Source organism: Thermus hydrothermalis, from assembly GCF_022760925.1.
Lineage (GTDB): Bacteria > Deinococcota > Deinococci > Deinococcales > Thermaceae > Thermus > Thermus hydrothermalis.
Window position 1 is genome coordinate 133,305 of the sequence record NZ_JAKTNT010000003.1, and the last position, 15,895, is coordinate 149,199.

General features: G+C 67.9%; 16 protein-coding genes. 10 read left to right on the plus strand and 6 right to left on the minus strand.

Going from position 1 to position 15,895, the window contains the following annotated elements; translation table 11 throughout:
- Positions 1–8: 8 nt before the first annotated feature.
- The gene (locus L0C60_RS03080; protein ID WP_234507295.1) at positions 9–1,064 is read right to left on the minus strand and encodes a mechanosensitive ion channel family protein; all 1,056 of its coding nucleotides are present in this window, start codon (positions 1,062–1,064) and stop codon (positions 9–11) included.
- A gap of 35 nt (positions 1,065–1,099) precedes the next feature.
- Here L0C60_RS03080 and hemQ point away from each other — a divergent pair, with 35 nt between their 5' ends.
- Both hemQ and L0C60_RS03090 read left to right on the plus strand, forming a co-directional pair.
- A complete protein-coding gene (gene hemQ / locus L0C60_RS03085; RefSeq protein ID WP_234507293.1) occupies positions 1,100–1,852 on the plus strand; it encodes a hydrogen peroxide-dependent heme synthase in 753 nt (250 codons plus the stop codon).
- Positions 1,853–2,338 carry a chlorite dismutase family protein gene (locus L0C60_RS03090; protein WP_234507291.1) on the plus strand — a complete coding sequence of 162 codons (486 nt, stop codon included), beginning with the start codon at positions 1,853–1,855 and terminating at the stop codon, positions 2,336–2,338.
- On the opposite strand, the gene L0C60_RS03095 is transcribed toward L0C60_RS03090, so the two are convergent.
- From L0C60_RS03095 to L0C60_RS03105, 3 genes are read right to left on the minus strand one after another with little or no spacing between them, the layout of a single operon-like run.
- Entirely contained in the window at positions 2,333–2,947 is a 615-nt protein-coding gene (locus tag L0C60_RS03095; RefSeq protein WP_234507290.1) for a PepSY-associated TM helix domain-containing protein, read from the minus strand. The two genes, L0C60_RS03090 and L0C60_RS03095, sit on opposite strands and share 6 nt — an antisense overlap.
- A complete protein-coding gene (locus tag L0C60_RS03100; protein ID WP_234507287.1) occupies positions 2,925–3,464 on the minus strand; it encodes a DUF2271 domain-containing protein in 540 nt (179 codons plus the stop codon). The genes L0C60_RS03095 and L0C60_RS03100 overlap by 23 nt, the downstream gene beginning before the upstream one ends.
- On the minus strand, positions 3,445–4,230 hold the full coding sequence (locus L0C60_RS03105; protein ID WP_234507284.1) for an FAD:protein FMN transferase: 786 nt from the start codon (positions 4,228–4,230) through the stop codon (positions 3,445–3,447). Before L0C60_RS03105 ends, L0C60_RS03100 begins: the two co-directional genes overlap by 20 nt.
- 81 nt (positions 4,231–4,311) lie before the next feature.
- On the opposite strand from L0C60_RS03105, the gene L0C60_RS03110 reads away from it, so the two are divergent.
- The 7 genes from L0C60_RS03110 to L0C60_RS03140 are packed head-to-tail and all read left to right on the plus strand — an operon-like array spanning position 4,312 to position 11,747.
- The gene (locus L0C60_RS03110) at positions 4,312–4,971 is read left to right on the plus strand and encodes a response regulator transcription factor (RefSeq protein WP_234507282.1); all 660 of its coding nucleotides are present in this window, start codon (positions 4,312–4,314) and stop codon (positions 4,969–4,971) included.
- Positions 4,961–6,163: a sensor histidine kinase gene (locus L0C60_RS03115; protein ID WP_234507280.1), complete on the plus strand. Its 1,203-nt coding sequence runs from the start codon at positions 4,961–4,963 to the stop codon at positions 6,161–6,163. Before L0C60_RS03110 ends, L0C60_RS03115 begins: the two co-directional genes overlap by 11 nt.
- Positions 6,164–6,189: 26 nt before the next feature.
- A complete protein-coding gene (locus L0C60_RS03120) occupies positions 6,190–7,455 on the plus strand; it encodes a TolC family protein (protein WP_234507278.1) in 1,266 nt (421 codons plus the stop codon).
- Complete coding sequence (locus L0C60_RS03125) at positions 7,452–8,483, plus strand: TolC family protein (RefSeq protein ID WP_234507276.1); 1,032 nt, start codon at positions 7,452–7,454, stop codon at positions 8,481–8,483. Before L0C60_RS03120 ends, L0C60_RS03125 begins: the two co-directional genes overlap by 4 nt.
- Complete coding sequence (locus tag L0C60_RS03130; RefSeq protein WP_234507274.1) at positions 8,480–9,778, plus strand: efflux RND transporter periplasmic adaptor subunit; 1,299 nt, start codon at positions 8,480–8,482, stop codon at positions 9,776–9,778. Before L0C60_RS03125 ends, L0C60_RS03130 begins: the two co-directional genes overlap by 4 nt.
- Positions 9,779–9,780: 2 nt before the next feature.
- Entirely contained in the window at positions 9,781–10,464 is a 684-nt protein-coding gene (locus tag L0C60_RS03135) for an ABC transporter ATP-binding protein (RefSeq protein WP_234507272.1), read from the plus strand.
- Positions 10,461–11,747 (plus strand): ABC transporter permease, encoded by a 1,287-nt coding sequence (locus tag L0C60_RS03140; RefSeq protein ID WP_234507271.1) that lies wholly within the window; start codon positions 10,461–10,463, stop codon positions 11,745–11,747. Before L0C60_RS03135 ends, L0C60_RS03140 begins: the two co-directional genes overlap by 4 nt.
- Before the next feature lie 41 nt (positions 11,748–11,788).
- Here L0C60_RS03140 and ruvA read toward each other — a convergent pair whose 3' ends face one another.
- Together ruvA and L0C60_RS03150 are read right to left on the minus strand one after the other, a co-directional pair.
- Complete coding sequence (gene ruvA, locus L0C60_RS03145; RefSeq protein WP_234507269.1) at positions 11,789–12,364, minus strand: Holliday junction branch migration protein RuvA; 576 nt, start codon at positions 12,362–12,364, stop codon at positions 11,789–11,791.
- Complete coding sequence (locus L0C60_RS03150; RefSeq protein WP_234507267.1) at positions 12,361–13,125, minus strand: enoyl-CoA hydratase-related protein; 765 nt, start codon at positions 13,123–13,125, stop codon at positions 12,361–12,363. Before L0C60_RS03150 ends, ruvA begins: the two co-directional genes overlap by 4 nt.
- Before the next feature lie 84 nt (positions 13,126–13,209).
- Here L0C60_RS03150 and L0C60_RS03155 point away from each other — a divergent pair, with 84 nt between their 5' ends.
- The gene (locus tag L0C60_RS03155; RefSeq protein WP_234507265.1) at positions 13,210–15,894 is read left to right on the plus strand and encodes a 2-oxoglutarate dehydrogenase E1 component; all 2,685 of its coding nucleotides are present in this window, start codon (positions 13,210–13,212) and stop codon (positions 15,892–15,894) included.
- Position 15,895: the final 1 nt, after the last annotated feature.

A 15,895-nucleotide genomic window follows, 5' to 3' on the forward strand; every position in this document is an offset into this window, starting at 1 on the left:
CCTTTAGCCTACACCCTTTCCAGGCGCAAGGGTTCGCCGAAGTAGAGCTTCTGGTGGGGGAAGGGGATCTCTATGCCCTCCTGGTCCAGGCGCTTCTTGATGCGGCGGCGGAACTCCCGGGCCACGGCCCACTGCTGGGCGGGCTTGGTGTTGAAGAGGACACGGATGACCACACTGGAGTCTCCCAGGGCCTGCACCCCCAAGACCTCGGGGGGCTCGGTGAAGCGCTCCCGCCACTCGGGGTCTTGGTGGAAGCGCTCCACCTCGTCCCGGAAGACCTCCAGGACCCGGTCAATGTCCTCCTTGTAGGCCACCCCTACGTCCACCACCGCCCGGCTCCACTCCTGGGTGAGGACGGTGACCTGGCGCACCTCGGAGTTGGGGAAGAAGTGGACGCGGCCCTCGAGGTCCCTCAAGACGGTGATCCTTAGGGTGAAGCGCTCCACCTGTCCACCCACGTTGCCGATCTGGACGATATCCCCCACCCCGTACTGGTCCTCCAGGAGGATGAAGAAGCCGTTGATGAAGTCGCGGATCAGGTTTTGCGCGGCGAAGCTCACCGCAAGCCCCGCCACCCCCGCCCCCGCCAGAAGGGCGGTGACGTTAAGGCCTAGGTTGGAGAGGAAGAAAAGCCCCCCCAGGACCAGGATGACCACCTTGAGGGCGGACTCGGCCACGGCCCTCAAGGTCTTGCGGCGCACCGCTTCCCGGGTGAGCTCGTCCCCTTCAGGTTCGGGAAGGTGGCCCAAGAGGACCGGGGTCAGGCGGTAGGCCAGGTAGGTGAGGGCGAGGACGCTTAGGCCCGCTACCCCCTTGGCCCCAGCCCAGCGCACCAAGCCTTCCCCCCAGGTGCGGAAGGGTTCGTGGGGAAGGCCCAGGGCGTGGACCAGGTAGGAAAACCCAGCCAGAGCCAAAATCCCCCACCAGAGGAGGCCCAAAAGCCGAAAGAAGGCGTCGTCCCGCTTCCCGGGTACCGCCTCGGCCAAGGCGGCGAAGAGCCTTCCGCCCAAGCGGCCTAATACCGCCACCACGAGCAGGACTAAGACGATCTGCAACAGGCTCATGTAAGGGACTATACCCCAGGGGTATAGTGAGAAGCATGGAAGGCCACGTACCCGAGCCCACCTTCACCCTCGAGGGCTGGCACGTCCTGCACGACTTCCGCCACCTGGACTTTGGGGCCTGGTTGGGCGCCCCCAAGGAGGAGCGGCTTGCCGCCTGGGAGGAGCTAAAGGCCATCCTCGCCGCCTGGCGGGAAGTGGAGGCCGAGGGGCGGGGTACCTACGGCGTCTACCAGGTGGTGACCTCCAAGGCGGACCTCCTTTTCCTCAACCTAAGGGAGAGCCTGGACGCCCTTTTGGCCGTGGAGGAGCGCCTGAACAAGAGCCGCTTCGCCCGCTACCTCCGGCCCGCCTACGGCTTTTACTCCGTGGTGGAGCTGGGGAGCCAGACGGGCCCCCTGGACCCCGAGGCCCCCTACGTCAAGCCCCGCCTCACCCCCCGGGTGCCCAAGGGGGGCTATGTCTGTTTCTACCCCATGAACAAGCGCCGCCAGGGGCAGGACAACTGGTACATGCTCCCCGCCCAAGAAAGGGCCTCCCTCATGAAGGCCCACGGGGAAACGGGGAGGAAGTACCAGGGGAAGGTGATGCAGGTCATAAGCGGGGCTCAGGGCCTGGACGACTGGGAGTGGGGGGTGGACCTCTTTAGCGAGGACCCCATCCAGTTCAAGAAGATCGTTTACGAGATGCGCTTTGACGAGGTTTCCGCCCGCTTTGGCGAGTTCGGGCCCTTCTACGTAGGGAAGTACCTCTCGGAGGAGGCCTTGGCCCGCTTCCTGGAGGTGGGCTAGATGGTCCATAGCTTCGCCCTCTTCCGCCTCCTCCCCGAGTTCCGCCGCCTCGAGGCCGAGCACCAGGAGCACCTCAAGGAGGACTTCGCCCTTTTCCTCGCCCGCTGGCAGGAGCGGGAGGGGTTTTTGGCGGTGTATAGCCTGGTGGGGCTGGCGGCGGAGGCGGACCTCCTCCTCTGGCAGGGGGCGGAAAGCCCCAAGGCCTTCCAGGCCTTCCGCCGCGAGGCGAACCGCACCCGCTTCCTGGGCTTCTTGGAGCCCGTGGGGCTCTACCTGGACCGGGGGGAAGGGGTGCCTTCCGGGGAGGCCCTGGCCCTATTCCCCTATGGCCTCGAGGCCCCCATCCCCGAGGGGCTAAGGGCCTTCCGGGGGGAGAACCTCCTGGCCCTGGAAGGACCCCTGGAGGCCCTTTTCCCCCTCACCCTGAGGGAAGGGGGGTACCTGGGCGTGCGCCGTACCCCTAGGGAGGCCTTGGACGAGCTATAGGGCCGCCCAAAGGGCCAGGCCCCCAAAGAGGAGGAGGCCCAAAAGGAGGGTGAGGAGGGCCGCCTTCCGCGTCTTGCCGAAGAGGAGGCTTAGGAGAAGGCCGCTCAGGCTCACCAGGGCCAGGAAGAGGGCGGATAGGTCCAGGACCCACCGCCAGGCCCCCGGGGTGTCCCGCCCCTTGTGTAGGTCGTTTAGGGCCGCCACCAGACCGGCCTCCGTGACGCTTAAGGTGTAGGCGCCGGTCCTGGGGTCTACCTGGGCGTCGGCCCCGTAGCCGGGGGCCCGGAAGGAAAGCCAAGCCAACCCCCCGCTTTCCCCGCGCTCCGCCACCCGGCCCCGGAGCCCCAAGGCCCTCAGGTCCTCCGCCAGGGCGAGCCAGTCCATGCCTTCCCCTTGGAGGTAGGGGGCGTGGGGGAGGGTGCCGGAAACCTTCCGCACCCTCCCTTCCCCGAACCACTCGGGGTGGTTCAGGGTGAGGCCCGTCACGGCGAAGAAGAGGATGGAGAGAAAGGCCAGGAGGGAAAGGTAGAGGTGGAGGGTCCGGGCCCAGGCGTAAAGCCGGGCCCGTAAGGGGCTCGCCCCGCTTCTAGGCCTTCCGGCCGTAATCAAGGCGCACCTCCTTGAGTTCCCCCTTTAGGGTATAGCTCTTTTGGAAGGGGGTTTCGGCCACCTCCACCTTCTCGCGGAAAAGCTCGTAGGGCCCGTGCTCCCGGGCGTACTCTACGCAGACGTAATAGCTCCCCTGGGCCACGGTGCGGCCCCCTTCGTCCTTGCCGTCCCAGGCCAGGGTGTAGCGCCCCGGGGGGCGGGTGGGGCCGGAGAGGGTGCGCATGCGCGCCAGGTCCCCCAGGGCGAAGTAGCGCCGTAGCTCGTTCCACCACCTTTCCCCCTTCCCGGGCATCAGGAAAAGCCCCAGGGTGCGCACCAGGTTGCCCCGCTCGTCCTCCACGTACACCGCCACGTAAGGGGCGCGGTAGCGGAAGCCGCCGCCCTCGTAGGCGAAGCTCACCCGGAGCTCCATCCCTTGGGGCCAGGGCTTCCCCTGGGCCCGGGCCATCCCTAGGGCCAAAACCCCACCCAAAACCCGCCTGAAAAAGCTCCTCCGGCTATAGTAGCGCTTGAGCATCCTTCCCTCCCTCTGGGCCAGTTACGGGGCCTTCCCCGGTGAAGAGCACCCCCTGGGCCCGGAAGCGGGCGAGCACCGGGAAACCTTCCCGCCCCAGGACGAAAAGGGCCTTGGCGAGGCCGTCCGCCAGGCAGGCGGAAGGGGCCAGGACCGTGGCCTGGAGCCCGGGGGCGGGCCTCCCCGTGCGGGGGTCCAGGAGGTGGGCCCCCTTGTGGCGCACGCCGCTCGTGGCCACCCCGCCTTGGGTGAGGCGGAGGTGGAAGGCGGGCGGGGCGTTGTCGGGGCCCAAGGGGTCTTCCACCAGGACCTGGGCGAGGCCCGGTCCCTTTCGGGCTAGATCCCCGCCCAGGTTCACCAGGGCCGCCCGGGCCCCCGCCTTCAGGGCGGCCTCCGCCGCCTTGTCGGCGATGTAGCCCTTGGCGAGGCCGTCCAGGTCCAGGGGGGCGAGGACCTCCACCTCCTCGCCTAGGAAGCGCAAGGCCTCCCCCCCGTGGCGGGGGGCGGGGTGGAAGGCGCCCCCCGTGGCCTCTTGGAGGCTTAGGGCCAGGAGGAGGACCTCCCGCATTTCCGGGCTTGGCCTACCCCCGCCCTGGCGCACCAGGCGGACGAGCTCGCTTTCTTGGTGGCGGCTGAAAACGCCTTCCAGGCGGCGCACCTCCGCTAGGGAGGCCCTTAGGACCTGGTTCTGGAGGGGCCAAGGGGCTTCCACCTGCACCTCCAGGAAGCTTCCCAAGACCCCTTCCCACCTGGCCCCGTACCGGCCCATGGCCTAAAGGGTAGGGGCGGGCGGTTAGGCGGGTGTTAGCGGGATAACCCCCGGCTAACCCGCCTGGCCCATACTGAGGGCGTGCAGGTGCTCCTCTTGGAGGACGAGCCCCACTTGGGCCGGGCGGTGGCGGGGGCCTTGGCCGCCCAGGGGTATGGGGTGCGCTGGGCCAAGGGGCTTGGGGAGGCCCGGGAGGCCTTCTTGGAGCTGGAGCCCGACCTCATGGTCCTGGACGTGCGCCTGCCCGAGGACCCGGACGGGGGCTTCCGCTTCGCCGGGGAGGTGCGGGAGGCGGGCTACAAGGGGCCCATCCTCTTCCTCACGGCCCGGGATGCCCTGGAGGACCGCATCCAGGGCCTGGACCTGGGTGGGGACGACTACCTGGTAAAGCCCTTCCACCTGGAGGAGCTTCTCGCCCGGGTGCGGGCCCTTCTCCGCCGGGCCTCCGAGGTGAAGGGGAGCCGGGTGCGCCTGGGGGCTTTGGAGGTGGACCTGGCGGGGCGGGCGGTCTTTTGGGAGGGCAAGCGGGTGGACCTTTCCCTGAAGGAGTTCGCCCTATTGGAGCTTTTCCTCCTGCACCCGGGGCGGGTCTTCGCCCCGGAAGAGGTGGCCGAGAGGGTGTTTGGGGATGGGGAAAAGGTGGGGGCGGTGAAGGTCTACGTGCACTACCTGCGGCAGAAGCTCCATCCCGGGGTGGTGCGCACCGTGCCCGGGGGGTACCGGCTTGGGGATGAGCCTTAGGACCCGGCTTGCCCTCTTCTTCGCCCTGGCCATCGGCCTTGCCCTCCTCTTCCAGGGGGCCTTGAGCTACGTGGCCTTTAAGCGCCTGGTGGAGGCGGATCTGGACCGGTCCCTCCTCTTCTATGTCCAGGCCCTGGCGGAGGGCCGGCGCCCGCCGAGGGGGGAGTTCGCCTTCCGCCTGGTGCATGGGGAGGCCCGGCAGGCGAGCGCCAACTTCCCCGACCTCCCCGAGCTTCCCCCGGGGGCCTACTGGCGGGAGGGGTGGCGGGTTCTGGTCCTCGAGGTCCCAGGGGGGACCCTCACGGTGGCCCGCTACGATCCCGGGGCGGCCTTCGCCTTAAGCCGCTTCCGCCTGGCCCTTTTCGGGGTGGGGGGGCTCCTCACCCTCCTTTTCGCCCTGCTGGCGGGAAGCCTGGCGGGGGCCGCCCTCAGGCCCCTGGCCCGCCTCACGGGGGTGGCGCGGCGGGTGGCGGACTCCCAGGACCTCTCCCTGCGGGTGGTCCCCGAGGGCGGGGGGGAGCTCAAGGCTTTGGCCGAGGCCTTCAACCACATGCTGGAGCGCCTCGAGGCCTTCCTGGACCGGGAAAGGCGCTTCACCCGGGACGCCGCCCACGAGCTCAGGACCCCCGTGGCCGCCGCCCTCGCCCAGGTGGAGGCGGCGGAGAAGGGCTACCTCTCCCAGGAGGAGGCCCTCCTCGCCGCCAAGGAGGAGCTTCTCCGCATGAAGCGCCTGGTGGAGGCCCTCCTCGTCCTCGCCCGGGAGGGAAGGGTGGAGCGGGTGGTCCTGGACCTGGCCGCCTTGGCGCGGGAAGAAGCGGCAGCCTTCGGCGTGCCCTACGAGGGGCCGGATAGCCTTCCCTTTAGGGGCGACCCCCTCCTCCTCGCCCAGGCCCTGAGGAACCTCCTGCAAAACGCCCTCCTCCACGGGGAGGGGAAGGGGGTGCGGGTGGTCTTGGAGGCGGGGGAGAAGGAGGCCCTCCTGGGGGTGGTGGACCAGGGCCCGGGGATGCCGGAGGAGGCCCGGAAGGAGGCGGGCCGCCCCTTTTTGCGGGCCTCGAGGGCCCCTGGGGAGGGCCTGGGCCTTTCCGTGGCCAAGAAGGTGGCAGAGGCCCACGGGGGGAGGCTGGAACTCCTGCCCAACGCCCCTTCGGGCCTCGTGGCCCGCTTGGTCCTCCCTATAACCGGGGCCTAACCCAGGGGAGCTAGCTTTGGGGTGGTATGCCAAGGATATGGAGTCTTCTCCTCCTTTTTCTCCCCGCCCTGGCTCAGGGGGTGGACCTTAGGGCTTGGGTGCGGGAAAGCCCCGGCTACCAGGCCCTTCTTTTGCAGAAGGGCCAGGCCGAGGCCGCTTGGGAGGCGGCGCAAAAGGGGCTTGTCCCCACCCTTTCCCCCCAGGGGAGCTATAGCCGGAGCCTGTTGGGGCAGGAGAGCCTCGCCCTGGGCCTCGGGGGGAGCCTGGCCCTTCCGTGGGGGCAGGCCCAGGGCAGCCTAAGGGAAGCGGAGATTACCTACCGGCAAGCGCTTCTGGACTTCTTGTCCCAGGGAAACGCCCTCTTCCAAACGGCCCTTTCCCAGTATCTGGACGCTTACCTGGCTGCTTTGGACCAGGCGCTGGCGCAAAAGCGCCTGGCTTGGCGGGAAGCCCAACTTAGGGCGGTGAGGGACCAACGGGAAAAGGGCCAGGCTACCTTTCAGGACCTCTTGGAGGCGGAGGGCAATCTGGCGGAGGCCCAGGCGGAAGCCCTGCGGGCGGAGCTCGCCCTTGGCCTGGCCCAGGCCCGGCTAAAGGCCACTTTGGGCCGGGAGGTGGTTGCAGGGGCCTTACCCCTTTTCCCTCAAGGAATTCCCTCCCTGGAAGAGGTTTTGGCCCGACGGGACAAGCGGCCCGACGTGCGCAAAGCCCAACTTGCGGTGGAGGAAGCGGAGGTGGCCTTGGCCCAAGCCCAATGGGAGCGGTTCTTCCCCGAGGTGTCCTTGGGCCTTACCGCCCAGGAGGGCAACGCCGCCTTGTCCCTTGGGCTCAACCTAAAGGCGGGAACCCTCACCTATGGGGGCCAGTATGCCTTCCAGGGACAAGGAACAGGAGGAGTATCCTTCCAGGTCCAGGCGAGCTTCCCCCTCCTGAACCCAGGCCAGGATGCCCAGCTTTCCTTGAGGGAGAAAACCCTTACCCAAGCCCGTCTTACCTTGGAAAGCGCAAAGAGGGCGGCCGAGTTGGATCTTCGCTCCAAGCACCAAGCCCTCCTTCAAGCCCAAGCCCAGGTGGATGTGGCCACCAAAGCCTTGAGCGCAGCGGAGAACTCTTGGGAGGTGGCCAAGGGGCGGCTCCAGGCGGGAACGGGAACCGCTCTAGAGGTCATGCAAGCGGAGGTGGGCCTCCTCCAGGCCCGCCGCACCCTGGAGGGGGCCAAGGCCGCTTTCCTCCAGGCCTATTACGCCCTTTTGGATGCCATGGGGGAAGACCTTGTGGGAGGTGGGGAATGAAGCGGATCCTGGTGGTGCTCTACGCGGGAAGCTTAGCTTTGGCACAAGGTTTGAGTTTTCAGGAGGCCTGGCAACAGGCTCTTAGGCAAAACCCTTCCTATCAGAACGCCCTTCTGGCCCGGGAAAGCGCCCGGGTGGAGCTTCAGGCCCTGGAGGCGGACCCGAGCACGCTCATCCTCCCCCTCACCCAAGCGAGGCAGGCCTTGGCCTTGGCGGAGGTTCAGGTGGAGGCGAGCCGTTTAAACCTGCTTCAGACCCTCCTTTCCGCCTACACTGCGCTCTTGGAGGCCCAGGCCAACGAGGAGGTCCTCAAGGCCAACCGGGCCCTGGCGGAGCGCAACCTACAGATTGCCCGGGCCCGGCGCCAAACGGGCAACGCCACGGACCTGGACGTGGCCAAGGCGGAGGCGGCCTTAAAATCGGCGGAGATCGCCCTCCAAAATGCGCAAGCCCAGCGTCCCGCTCTCCTCAAGGCTCTGGAGGCGGCGCTTGGGGCTTCTTTGGCGGAGGAGCCGCGGCTTGCTCCCTTGCCTGAGCCCAAGGCTTTGGGGGTAGACCTGGCCGCTTTGAGGGAGGGCCTCGAGGCGAGGCTTGTCAGCCTGGTCCAGGCCCGGCAGGCCTGGGAGCTTGCCGAGCTTCAGGTGCGCCTGGCCGACAACGACTACACCCCCCGCCTCACCTTGGAGAAGGCCAAGGCCAGCCGGGATAACGCCCGGAAGGCCCTGGATAACGCCATGGCCCAAGCCTTCTCCGCCTTGGAAGCGGCCTACGCCCAAGCCCAAGCTGCCTGGGGCCAGGTGCTCACCGCCCGGGAAAGCCTCGCCAACCAGGAGAGGACCTTGGAGGTGGCCCGCAAGGCTTTCCAGGCGGGGACCGCAAGCCGGGTGGAGTTGGAGCAGGAGGAGGCAAACCTGGCCCAGGCCCGGTATAACCTACTCGTGGCCCAAAACGCTTACTGGAGGGCCCTGGCTGCCCTAAGCCTGGCGGCGGGGCAGGACCTCGTGGTCCTTGGGGAGGTGGGGCGATGAGGCGATGGCTTCTCCTTGGGGTCGTGGTGGCTTTAGCGTTTTTGGGATACTTTCTCCTGCGGCCCAAGAGGGTGGTCCAGGCGGTGGAGGCCCCTGAGGTGTACACCGTAACCCGGGGGGAGATCCGGGTCACGGTTTCCGGTTCTGGGAGCCTAGCCCCCTGGCAGAGCCTCGAGGTGCGCCCCGAGGTGCAAGGCCTACTTCGGTTTGTGGTGGACGAAGGGACTCCGGTGGAAAAGGGCCAGGTGCTGGCCGAACTGGACCCCACCCCCTTCCGCCAAGCTGTGGCGAAGGCCCAGTCCGACGTGGCGAAGGCCGAGGCGGCCCTGGCCAACGCCAAGGCACAAGGGGAAAGCGCCCTGGCTTCCCTCAGGGCCTCCCTGAAGAGCGCCGAAGTAGCCTACGCCAACGCCCAGGCGAGCCTGGCCACAGCCCAGCGGAACCTGGAAGCCACCCGGCTCCTCTACCAGGCCGGGGGTGCGAGCCGCCAGGCCCTTCTAGAGGCGGAAACCGCTTACAACAATGCCAAAAGGGCCTTGGATGACGCCGAGGCAAGCTTAAGCGCGCAACGGGAGGCCTTGGCCTTGCGGGAGGCCCAGCTCCAGGCAGACCTCCGTACCCAGGAAGCCGCCTTAGCCCAAGCGCGGATTGCCCTGGCGGAAGCCCAATATAATTTGGAAAAAACGCGGGTTTTGGCCCCCTTGAGCGGTGTGGTCCTTTCCGTGGCGGCAAGCCCGGGAGCCCAGGTGGGGCCCACCTCGGCCCTCCTTACCCTCGGGGACCTCTCCCGCTACAGCCTGGTCCTGGAGGTGGACGAGACGGAGATCGCCCAGGTAAAGGTGGGCCTTCCCGTGGAGGTGAGCCTCGAGGGCCTCCCGGGCGAAACCTTCCTCGGCCGGGTGGAGGCCATAAGCCCTCAGGGTGAGGTGGTGAACAACATTCCGGTTTTCAAGGTCACCGTAAGCCTTCCCCCGGACCCCCGCTTCCGCCCCGGGATGAGCGCCGATGGGGAGATCGTGGTGCAGGACCTCAAGGACGTCCTGGTCCTCCCCAAGCGGGCGGTGGAGCGGGTGAGGGGGCAGGCCTACGTCACCCTTCTCCGCGCCGATGGCTCCACGGAGAGGGTTCGCGTTACCCTGGGCCTCGAGGACAGCACCCGGGTGGCGGTTTTGGAAGGCCTCAAGGAGGGGGACCAGGTGGTCCTGCCCAAGCGAAACCAGGGGGGCTCAGGTTCCCAGCGGCTGCAAGCCCCTGGGGGTCCCCTGCCCCTTATGGGCCCTGGGCCTGGGAGGTGAGCATGCTCCTAGAACTGCGGGGGGTGAAGAAGGTTTACCGCACCGGGGAAGTGGCCTTCCTCGCCCTCAAGGGGGTGGACCTCCGGGTGGAGGAGGGGGAGATCCTCGCCATCATGGGGCCCTCGGGGAGCGGCAAGAGCACCCTCCTCCACATCCTGGGCCTCCTGGACCGGCCCACGGAAGGGGAGTACCGCCTTTTGGGTAGGCCCACCCAAGACCTCTCGGAGGGAGAGCGGGCTTACCTGAGGAACCGCTTCGTGGGTTTTGTCTTCCAGGCGTTTTTCCTCCTTCCCCGGCTCAGCGTTGTGGAGAACGTGGAGGTGCCCATGGCTTACGCTGGCCTGCCTCCTAAAGAGCGGCGGCGAAGGGCCTTAGCGCTTCTGGAGCGGGTGGGCCTTTTGGAGAAGGCCCATAGCCTGCCCAACCAGCTTTCCGGTGGGCAAAGGCAGCGGGTGGCCATCGCCCGGGCCCTGGCCCTAAAGCCCCCCCTCCTCCTCGCCGACGAGCCCACGGGGGCTCTGGACACCAAGACGGGGGAGGAGATCCTTGCCCTTTTCCAAGAGCTCAACCGGGAAGGAACCACGGTCATCCTGGTCACCCACGAGTCCACGGTGGCGCAGAAAGCCCAGAGGATTGTCCGGGTGCGGGACGGGGAGATCGTGGCTGACGAAAGGAGGGTGGGATGACCAGACCGATGCCCCAGCCCCAAGAGGCCTTGCCAGGCCGGGTGGGGCTTTCCCCTTGGGAGGTGGCCCGCGTGGCCCTGCGGGCCATCGCCGCCAACCCCTTGCGCTCCGCCCTCACCGCCCTCGGGGTGGTCATCGGGGTGGCGGCGGTGGTGGCCCTCACCATGGTGGGCCAAGGGACCACCCGGCGCATTTCCAACCTCCTAGAGGGCCTCGGTACCAACCTTCTCACCGTGGGCCCTGCCCAGGGGGGGCGGGGGCCGGGCGGGGGGTTGGTGCGCTTTGGAGGCCCTGCTACCCTGCCCCTTTCCGACGCCTACGCCATCCAGGAAGCCTTTTCCGGGGAAGTCGTGGGGGTGGCGCCTGTGGCCCAGGGGAACTTCCAGCTCAAGTTTGGGGCCAATAACCTTAGGGCCACGGTGGTGGGTACCTGGCCGGACTTCGCCCAAGTGCGAAACGCCCTTCCCGAAAAGGGGAGCTTCTTTACCTGGGAGGACGTGGAAGCGCGGCGCCGGGTGGCGGTGATCGGCTACGGCATCGCCCAGGACCTCTTCGGAGGGGAGGACCCCTTGGGGCAACGCCTGCGCATCGGGGGGATTCCCTTCACCGTGGTGGGGGTGTTGCCGGATAAGGGGGACCAGGGGTTCGTGAGCACCAACTACCAGGTGTACGTGCCCCTCTCCACCTACCTGCAACGCCTCGCCCGTCCCGAGGCGGGGGGCCCCAAGGTGAACGCTATTTACCTCCAAGGGGCGGACCGCAACCGCCTGAAGGACCTCCAGGCCCGGCTCACCCAGTTCCTGGCGGAACGGCATGGCCTCTTGGACCCCGAAAGCTACGATTTTTCCGTGACCAACCAACAGGATGCCCTGGAGAGCGTGAACCAGACCACCCTGGCCATGACCCTTTTCCTGGGAGGGGTGGCGGGGATTAGCCTCCTGGTAGGGGGCATTGGCATTATGAACATCATGCTGGTCTCGGTCACGGAGCGCACCCGGGAGATAGGGGTGCGGAAAGCCTTGGGAGCCAGGCCAAGGGACATCCTGGCCCAGTTCCTCGCCGAGTCCGTGGTTCTGAGCGTGGGCGGAGGGCTTTTGGGCGTGGCCCTCGGGCTTTTCATGGCCCGCTTTGTGGGCCAGGCCATTGGCGTGACGCCGGTGTTCGCCCCCTTGAGCGTGGTCCTGGCCTTTGCCTTCGCTGTGGCGGTGGGGGTCTTCTTCGGGCTTTACCCCGCTTGGCGGGCGGCTAGGCTGGACCCGGTGGAGGCGTTGCGGTACGAGTAGGGGGTGGACGGAGTTCCCACCCTTCTCCTCGGGCGGGGAGGCTAGCGCAGGCGCTTTAGGGCCTCCTTGATCAGGTCCTGGGCCTTGGCCTTGGGGTTTTGGGCGAGGAGGTCCAGGACCGCGCTCCGCGCCTGCCCTTCCTTGAAGCCCAAGGCCACCAGGGCCAGGATGGCCTCCTCCGCCGCCTGGCTTTCCACCTTCTCCCCGGTGAGGAGGTGGGGGGGGAGCTTGCCCTTGAGCTCCAGGGCCAGGCGCTCCGCCAGTTTCCGCCCCACGCCGCTGGCCGAGGTGAGAAGCCGGAGGTCCCCTTCCGCCAGGGCCCGGGCCAGGAGCTTGGGGGTGAGGGCGGAGAGGAGGGAGAGGGCCACCTTGGGCCCCACCCCGCTCACGGAGAGGAGGAGCTCAAAGAGGGTTAGGCTTTCCTCGTCGGGGAAGCCGTAGAGGGAAAGCCCCTCCTCCTTGAGTTGCAGGTGGGTGTGGACCGCCACCTCCTGGCCTTCCCTTAGGCTTGCCAGGAAGGGGCCTGGGGCCTGGAGGAAGAACCCCACCCCGCCCACCAGGAGGAGGAAGCCCCCTTCCTCCTTCTTCTGGACGAGGCCTTTGAGGTAGCGGATCATCGGCCCTGGAAGCGGGGCGGGCGCTTTTCCCGGAAGGCCCTGACCCCCTCCTCGTGGTCCAGGGTGCGGCCCGCCTCCCCCTGAAGAATGGCCTCGAGGCCCAAAGCCTCCTCCAGGGAAAGCCGGTAGGTTTCCAAAAGGAGCTTCCGCGTAAGGACGTAGGCCCGGGTGGGGCCTTGGGCGAGCGCTTGGGCCAGGGCTAAGGCCTCCTCCAGGAGCCTTTCCGCCGGCACCACCTTGTGCACCAGGCCCAGGGCCAGGGCCTCCTCGGCGGAGAGGCGGGGGGAGAGGAGGAGGAGTTCTTGCGCCTTGGCGAGCCCCACCAGGCGGGGCAGGAGGAAGCTCATCCCCGAGTCCGGCACCAGGCCGATGCGCACGAAGGCGGTGGCGAAGGTGGCCCCGGCGGCGGCCAGGCGCAGGTCCCCCCAGAGGGCGAGGCTCATCCCCGCCCCCGCCGCTGGCCCGTTCACCGCCACCACCAGGGGCTTTTCCAGGCCGCTCATGGCCGCCACCACCCGGTTGTAGCGGCGGAGGTGGGCCTCGTAGTCGGGCTTTTCCTCGCCGAACTCCGTGAGGTCCTGCCCGGCGGAGAAGGCCCGCCCCGCTCCCGTGAGGAGGACGGCCCGCACCCCGGGATCCCGGTTCGCCTCGGCCAAGGCCTGGTAGAGCTCCTCTAGGAGGGCGCCCGTGAGGGCGTTGAGCTTTTCCGGCCGGTTGAGGGTGAGGAGGAGGACGCCTTCGCGCTTTTCCGCTAGGACCATGGCCCTATTGTAAAGGGCTTGGGCACCTACACCGCCTTTTGGTGTAGCGTAGATAAGGGGTATACCGCCCCCTTGGGAGGCAGGATGGAGCTCACGCTGGAAAGCCAAGGCTACCTGGAGGCCCTCTACCGGGCTTACCTGGAGGACCCCTTTTCCCTGCCGGAGGAGTGGCGGCGCTACTTCTCCGCCCTCACCCTGGAGGACGGCCGACGAGAACGCCCCGCCCCGAGCGTCCCTGTGGCGGAAGCGGTGGACCTAGGCTTCCTCCTCAAGGTGGAGCGCCTGGTCCAAGCCTACCGGGAGCTCGGGCACCTGGCGGCCCGGATAGACCCCTTGGGCCAGGAAAGGCCGAGGCCGAAGGCGCTCACCCTGGAGGCCCACGGCCTCTCCCCCAAGGACCTCGCCCGGCCCCTTCCCCCCTTCTTCGGCGCCCCCACCCTGGGGGCTCTCCTGGAGCGCCTTCAGGCCACCTACCTGGGCCCCATCGGCTTTGAGGTGGCCCACGTGGAGCCCGAGGAAAGGGAGTGGCTCCTCGCCCGCATAGAGGCCCCTTGGGAAAGGCCCCCCCAAGAGGTCCGTCGCCGCATGCTGGAGGCCCTCATGCAGGCGAGCCTCTTTGAGGCCTTTCTGCAACGGAAGTACCTGGGGGCCAAGACCTTCAGCGCTGAGGGCCTGGAAAGCCTCATCCCCCTCCTCAAGGAGGCGGTGGTGGAGGCGGCCCGCTTGGGGGTCAAGGAGGTGGTCCTGGGCATGGCCCACCGGGGCCGGCTCAACGTCCTGGCCCATGTGGTGGGGAAGCCCTTTGAGCGCATCTTCCGCGAGTTTGAGGAGATCTTCCCCGAGGGCTACGCCGGGGACGTGAAGTACCACCTGGGCTTCTCCAGCGACCAGGAAACCCCTTACGGCAAGGTCCACGTCTCCTTGAACTTCAACCCAAGCCACCTGGAATTCGTCAACCCCGTGACCCTGGGCCGGCTTCGCGCCAAGCAGGACCGCTTCGGGGACCGGGAGAGGCGGCGGGGCCTGGCCATCCTGGTCCACGGGGACTCCGCCTTCATCGGCGAGGGCATCGTGCAGGAAACCCTCAACCTCTCCCAGCTTCCCGGCTACCGGGTGGGGGGGACCCTGCACGTGGTGGCCAACAACCAACTGGGCTTCACCACCCTCCCCTCGGAGTACACCTCCTGCCGTTACCCCACGGACATCGCCAAGATGGTGGGGGCCCCCATCTTCCACGTGAACGCCGAGGCGGTGGACGAGCTCTGGTTCGCCCTGCGCCTGGCCCTGGAGTACCGGAGCCGCTTCGGCAAGGACGTGGTCCTGGACCTGGTGGGCTACCGCCGCCGGGGGCACAACGAGACGGACGAGCCCACCTTCACCCAGCCCACCATGTACGCCCTCGTGGCCAGGAAGCCAGAGCCTTGGAAGGTCTATGCCGAAAGGCTTAAGGCCGAGGGGGTGGTGCGGGAGGAGGAGCTTAAGGCCCTCGAGGCGGCTTACCTGGAGCGGCTGGAAAGCGAGTTCGCCCGGGTCAAGGCCGAGCCCGGCCCCGTGGTGCCCCACGGGCTTTCGGGCCTTTGGCAGGGGTACGTGGGGGGGCCTGACCACCTGGTGCCCGAGGTGGAAACCGGGGTGCCCAAGGAGGCCCTGCGCAACCTTTTGGTGCGGCTTGCCACCGTGCCCGAGGGCTTCCAGGTCCACCCTAAGCTCAAGCGCTTCCTCGAGGCCCGCCTGGAGATGGCCGAGGAGAAGCGCCCCCTGGACTGGGCCGCCGCCGAGGCCCTGGCCTTCGCCACGCTGGCGGCGGAAGGGCACCGGGTCCGCCTCACGGGCCAGGACGCCCTAAGGGGCACCTTCACCCAGCGCCACGCCGCCCTTTACGACTACCGCACCGGGGAGAAATACGTCCCCTTGGAGCACCTGGCGGAGGGGCAGGCCCCCGTGGAGATCCACAACTCTCCCCTTTCCGAGGCCGGGGTCCTGGGCTTTGAGTACGGGTACAGCCTGGACTACCCCGAAGGCCTCATCCTCTGGGAGGCCCAGTTCGGGGACTTCGCCAACGTGGCCCAGGTCTACATTGACCAGTTCCTGGCGAGCGCCGAGGCCAAGTGGGGCCGGCTTTCCGGCCTCGTGCTCCTCCTGCCTCACGGCCTCGAGGGCCAAGGCCCCGAGCACTCCTCGGCCCGGTTGGAACGCTTTTTGCAACTCGGGGCCAAGGACAACCTCCAGGTGGCCTACCCCACCACCCCCGCCCAGTTCTTCCACCTCCTCCGCCGCCAGGTGAAAAGGCCCATCCGCAAGCCCTTGGTGGTCATGACCCCCAAAAGCCTCCTCCGCCACCCCGAGGTGGTCTCTAGCCTGGAGGAGCTCGCCCAGGGCCGCTTCCAGAAGGTGATCCCCGAAAGGGTGAAGGGAGCGAGGAAGGTCCTCCTCACCTCCGGCAAGGTCTACTACGAGCTTCTCGCCAAGAGGCGGGAGCTTGGGGCGGAGGACGTGGCCATCCTGCGCCTAGAACTCCTCTACCCCTTCCCCGAGGCGGAGCTTCGGGAAGCCCTCGCCCCCTATCCCAAGAAGGTCCCCGTGGTCTACGTGCAGGAGGAACCCATCAACCAAGGCGCCTGGTGGTACCTCTCCGCCCGCTTCTGCGGGGAGATCCTTGGCCATCCCTTGAGCGTGGTGGCCCGGCCTGAGTCTCCAAGCCCCGCCGTGGGCTCCTCCAAGGTCCACCGGCTGGAGCAGGAAGCCCTTTTGGAAGAAGCCTTCAAGTGAG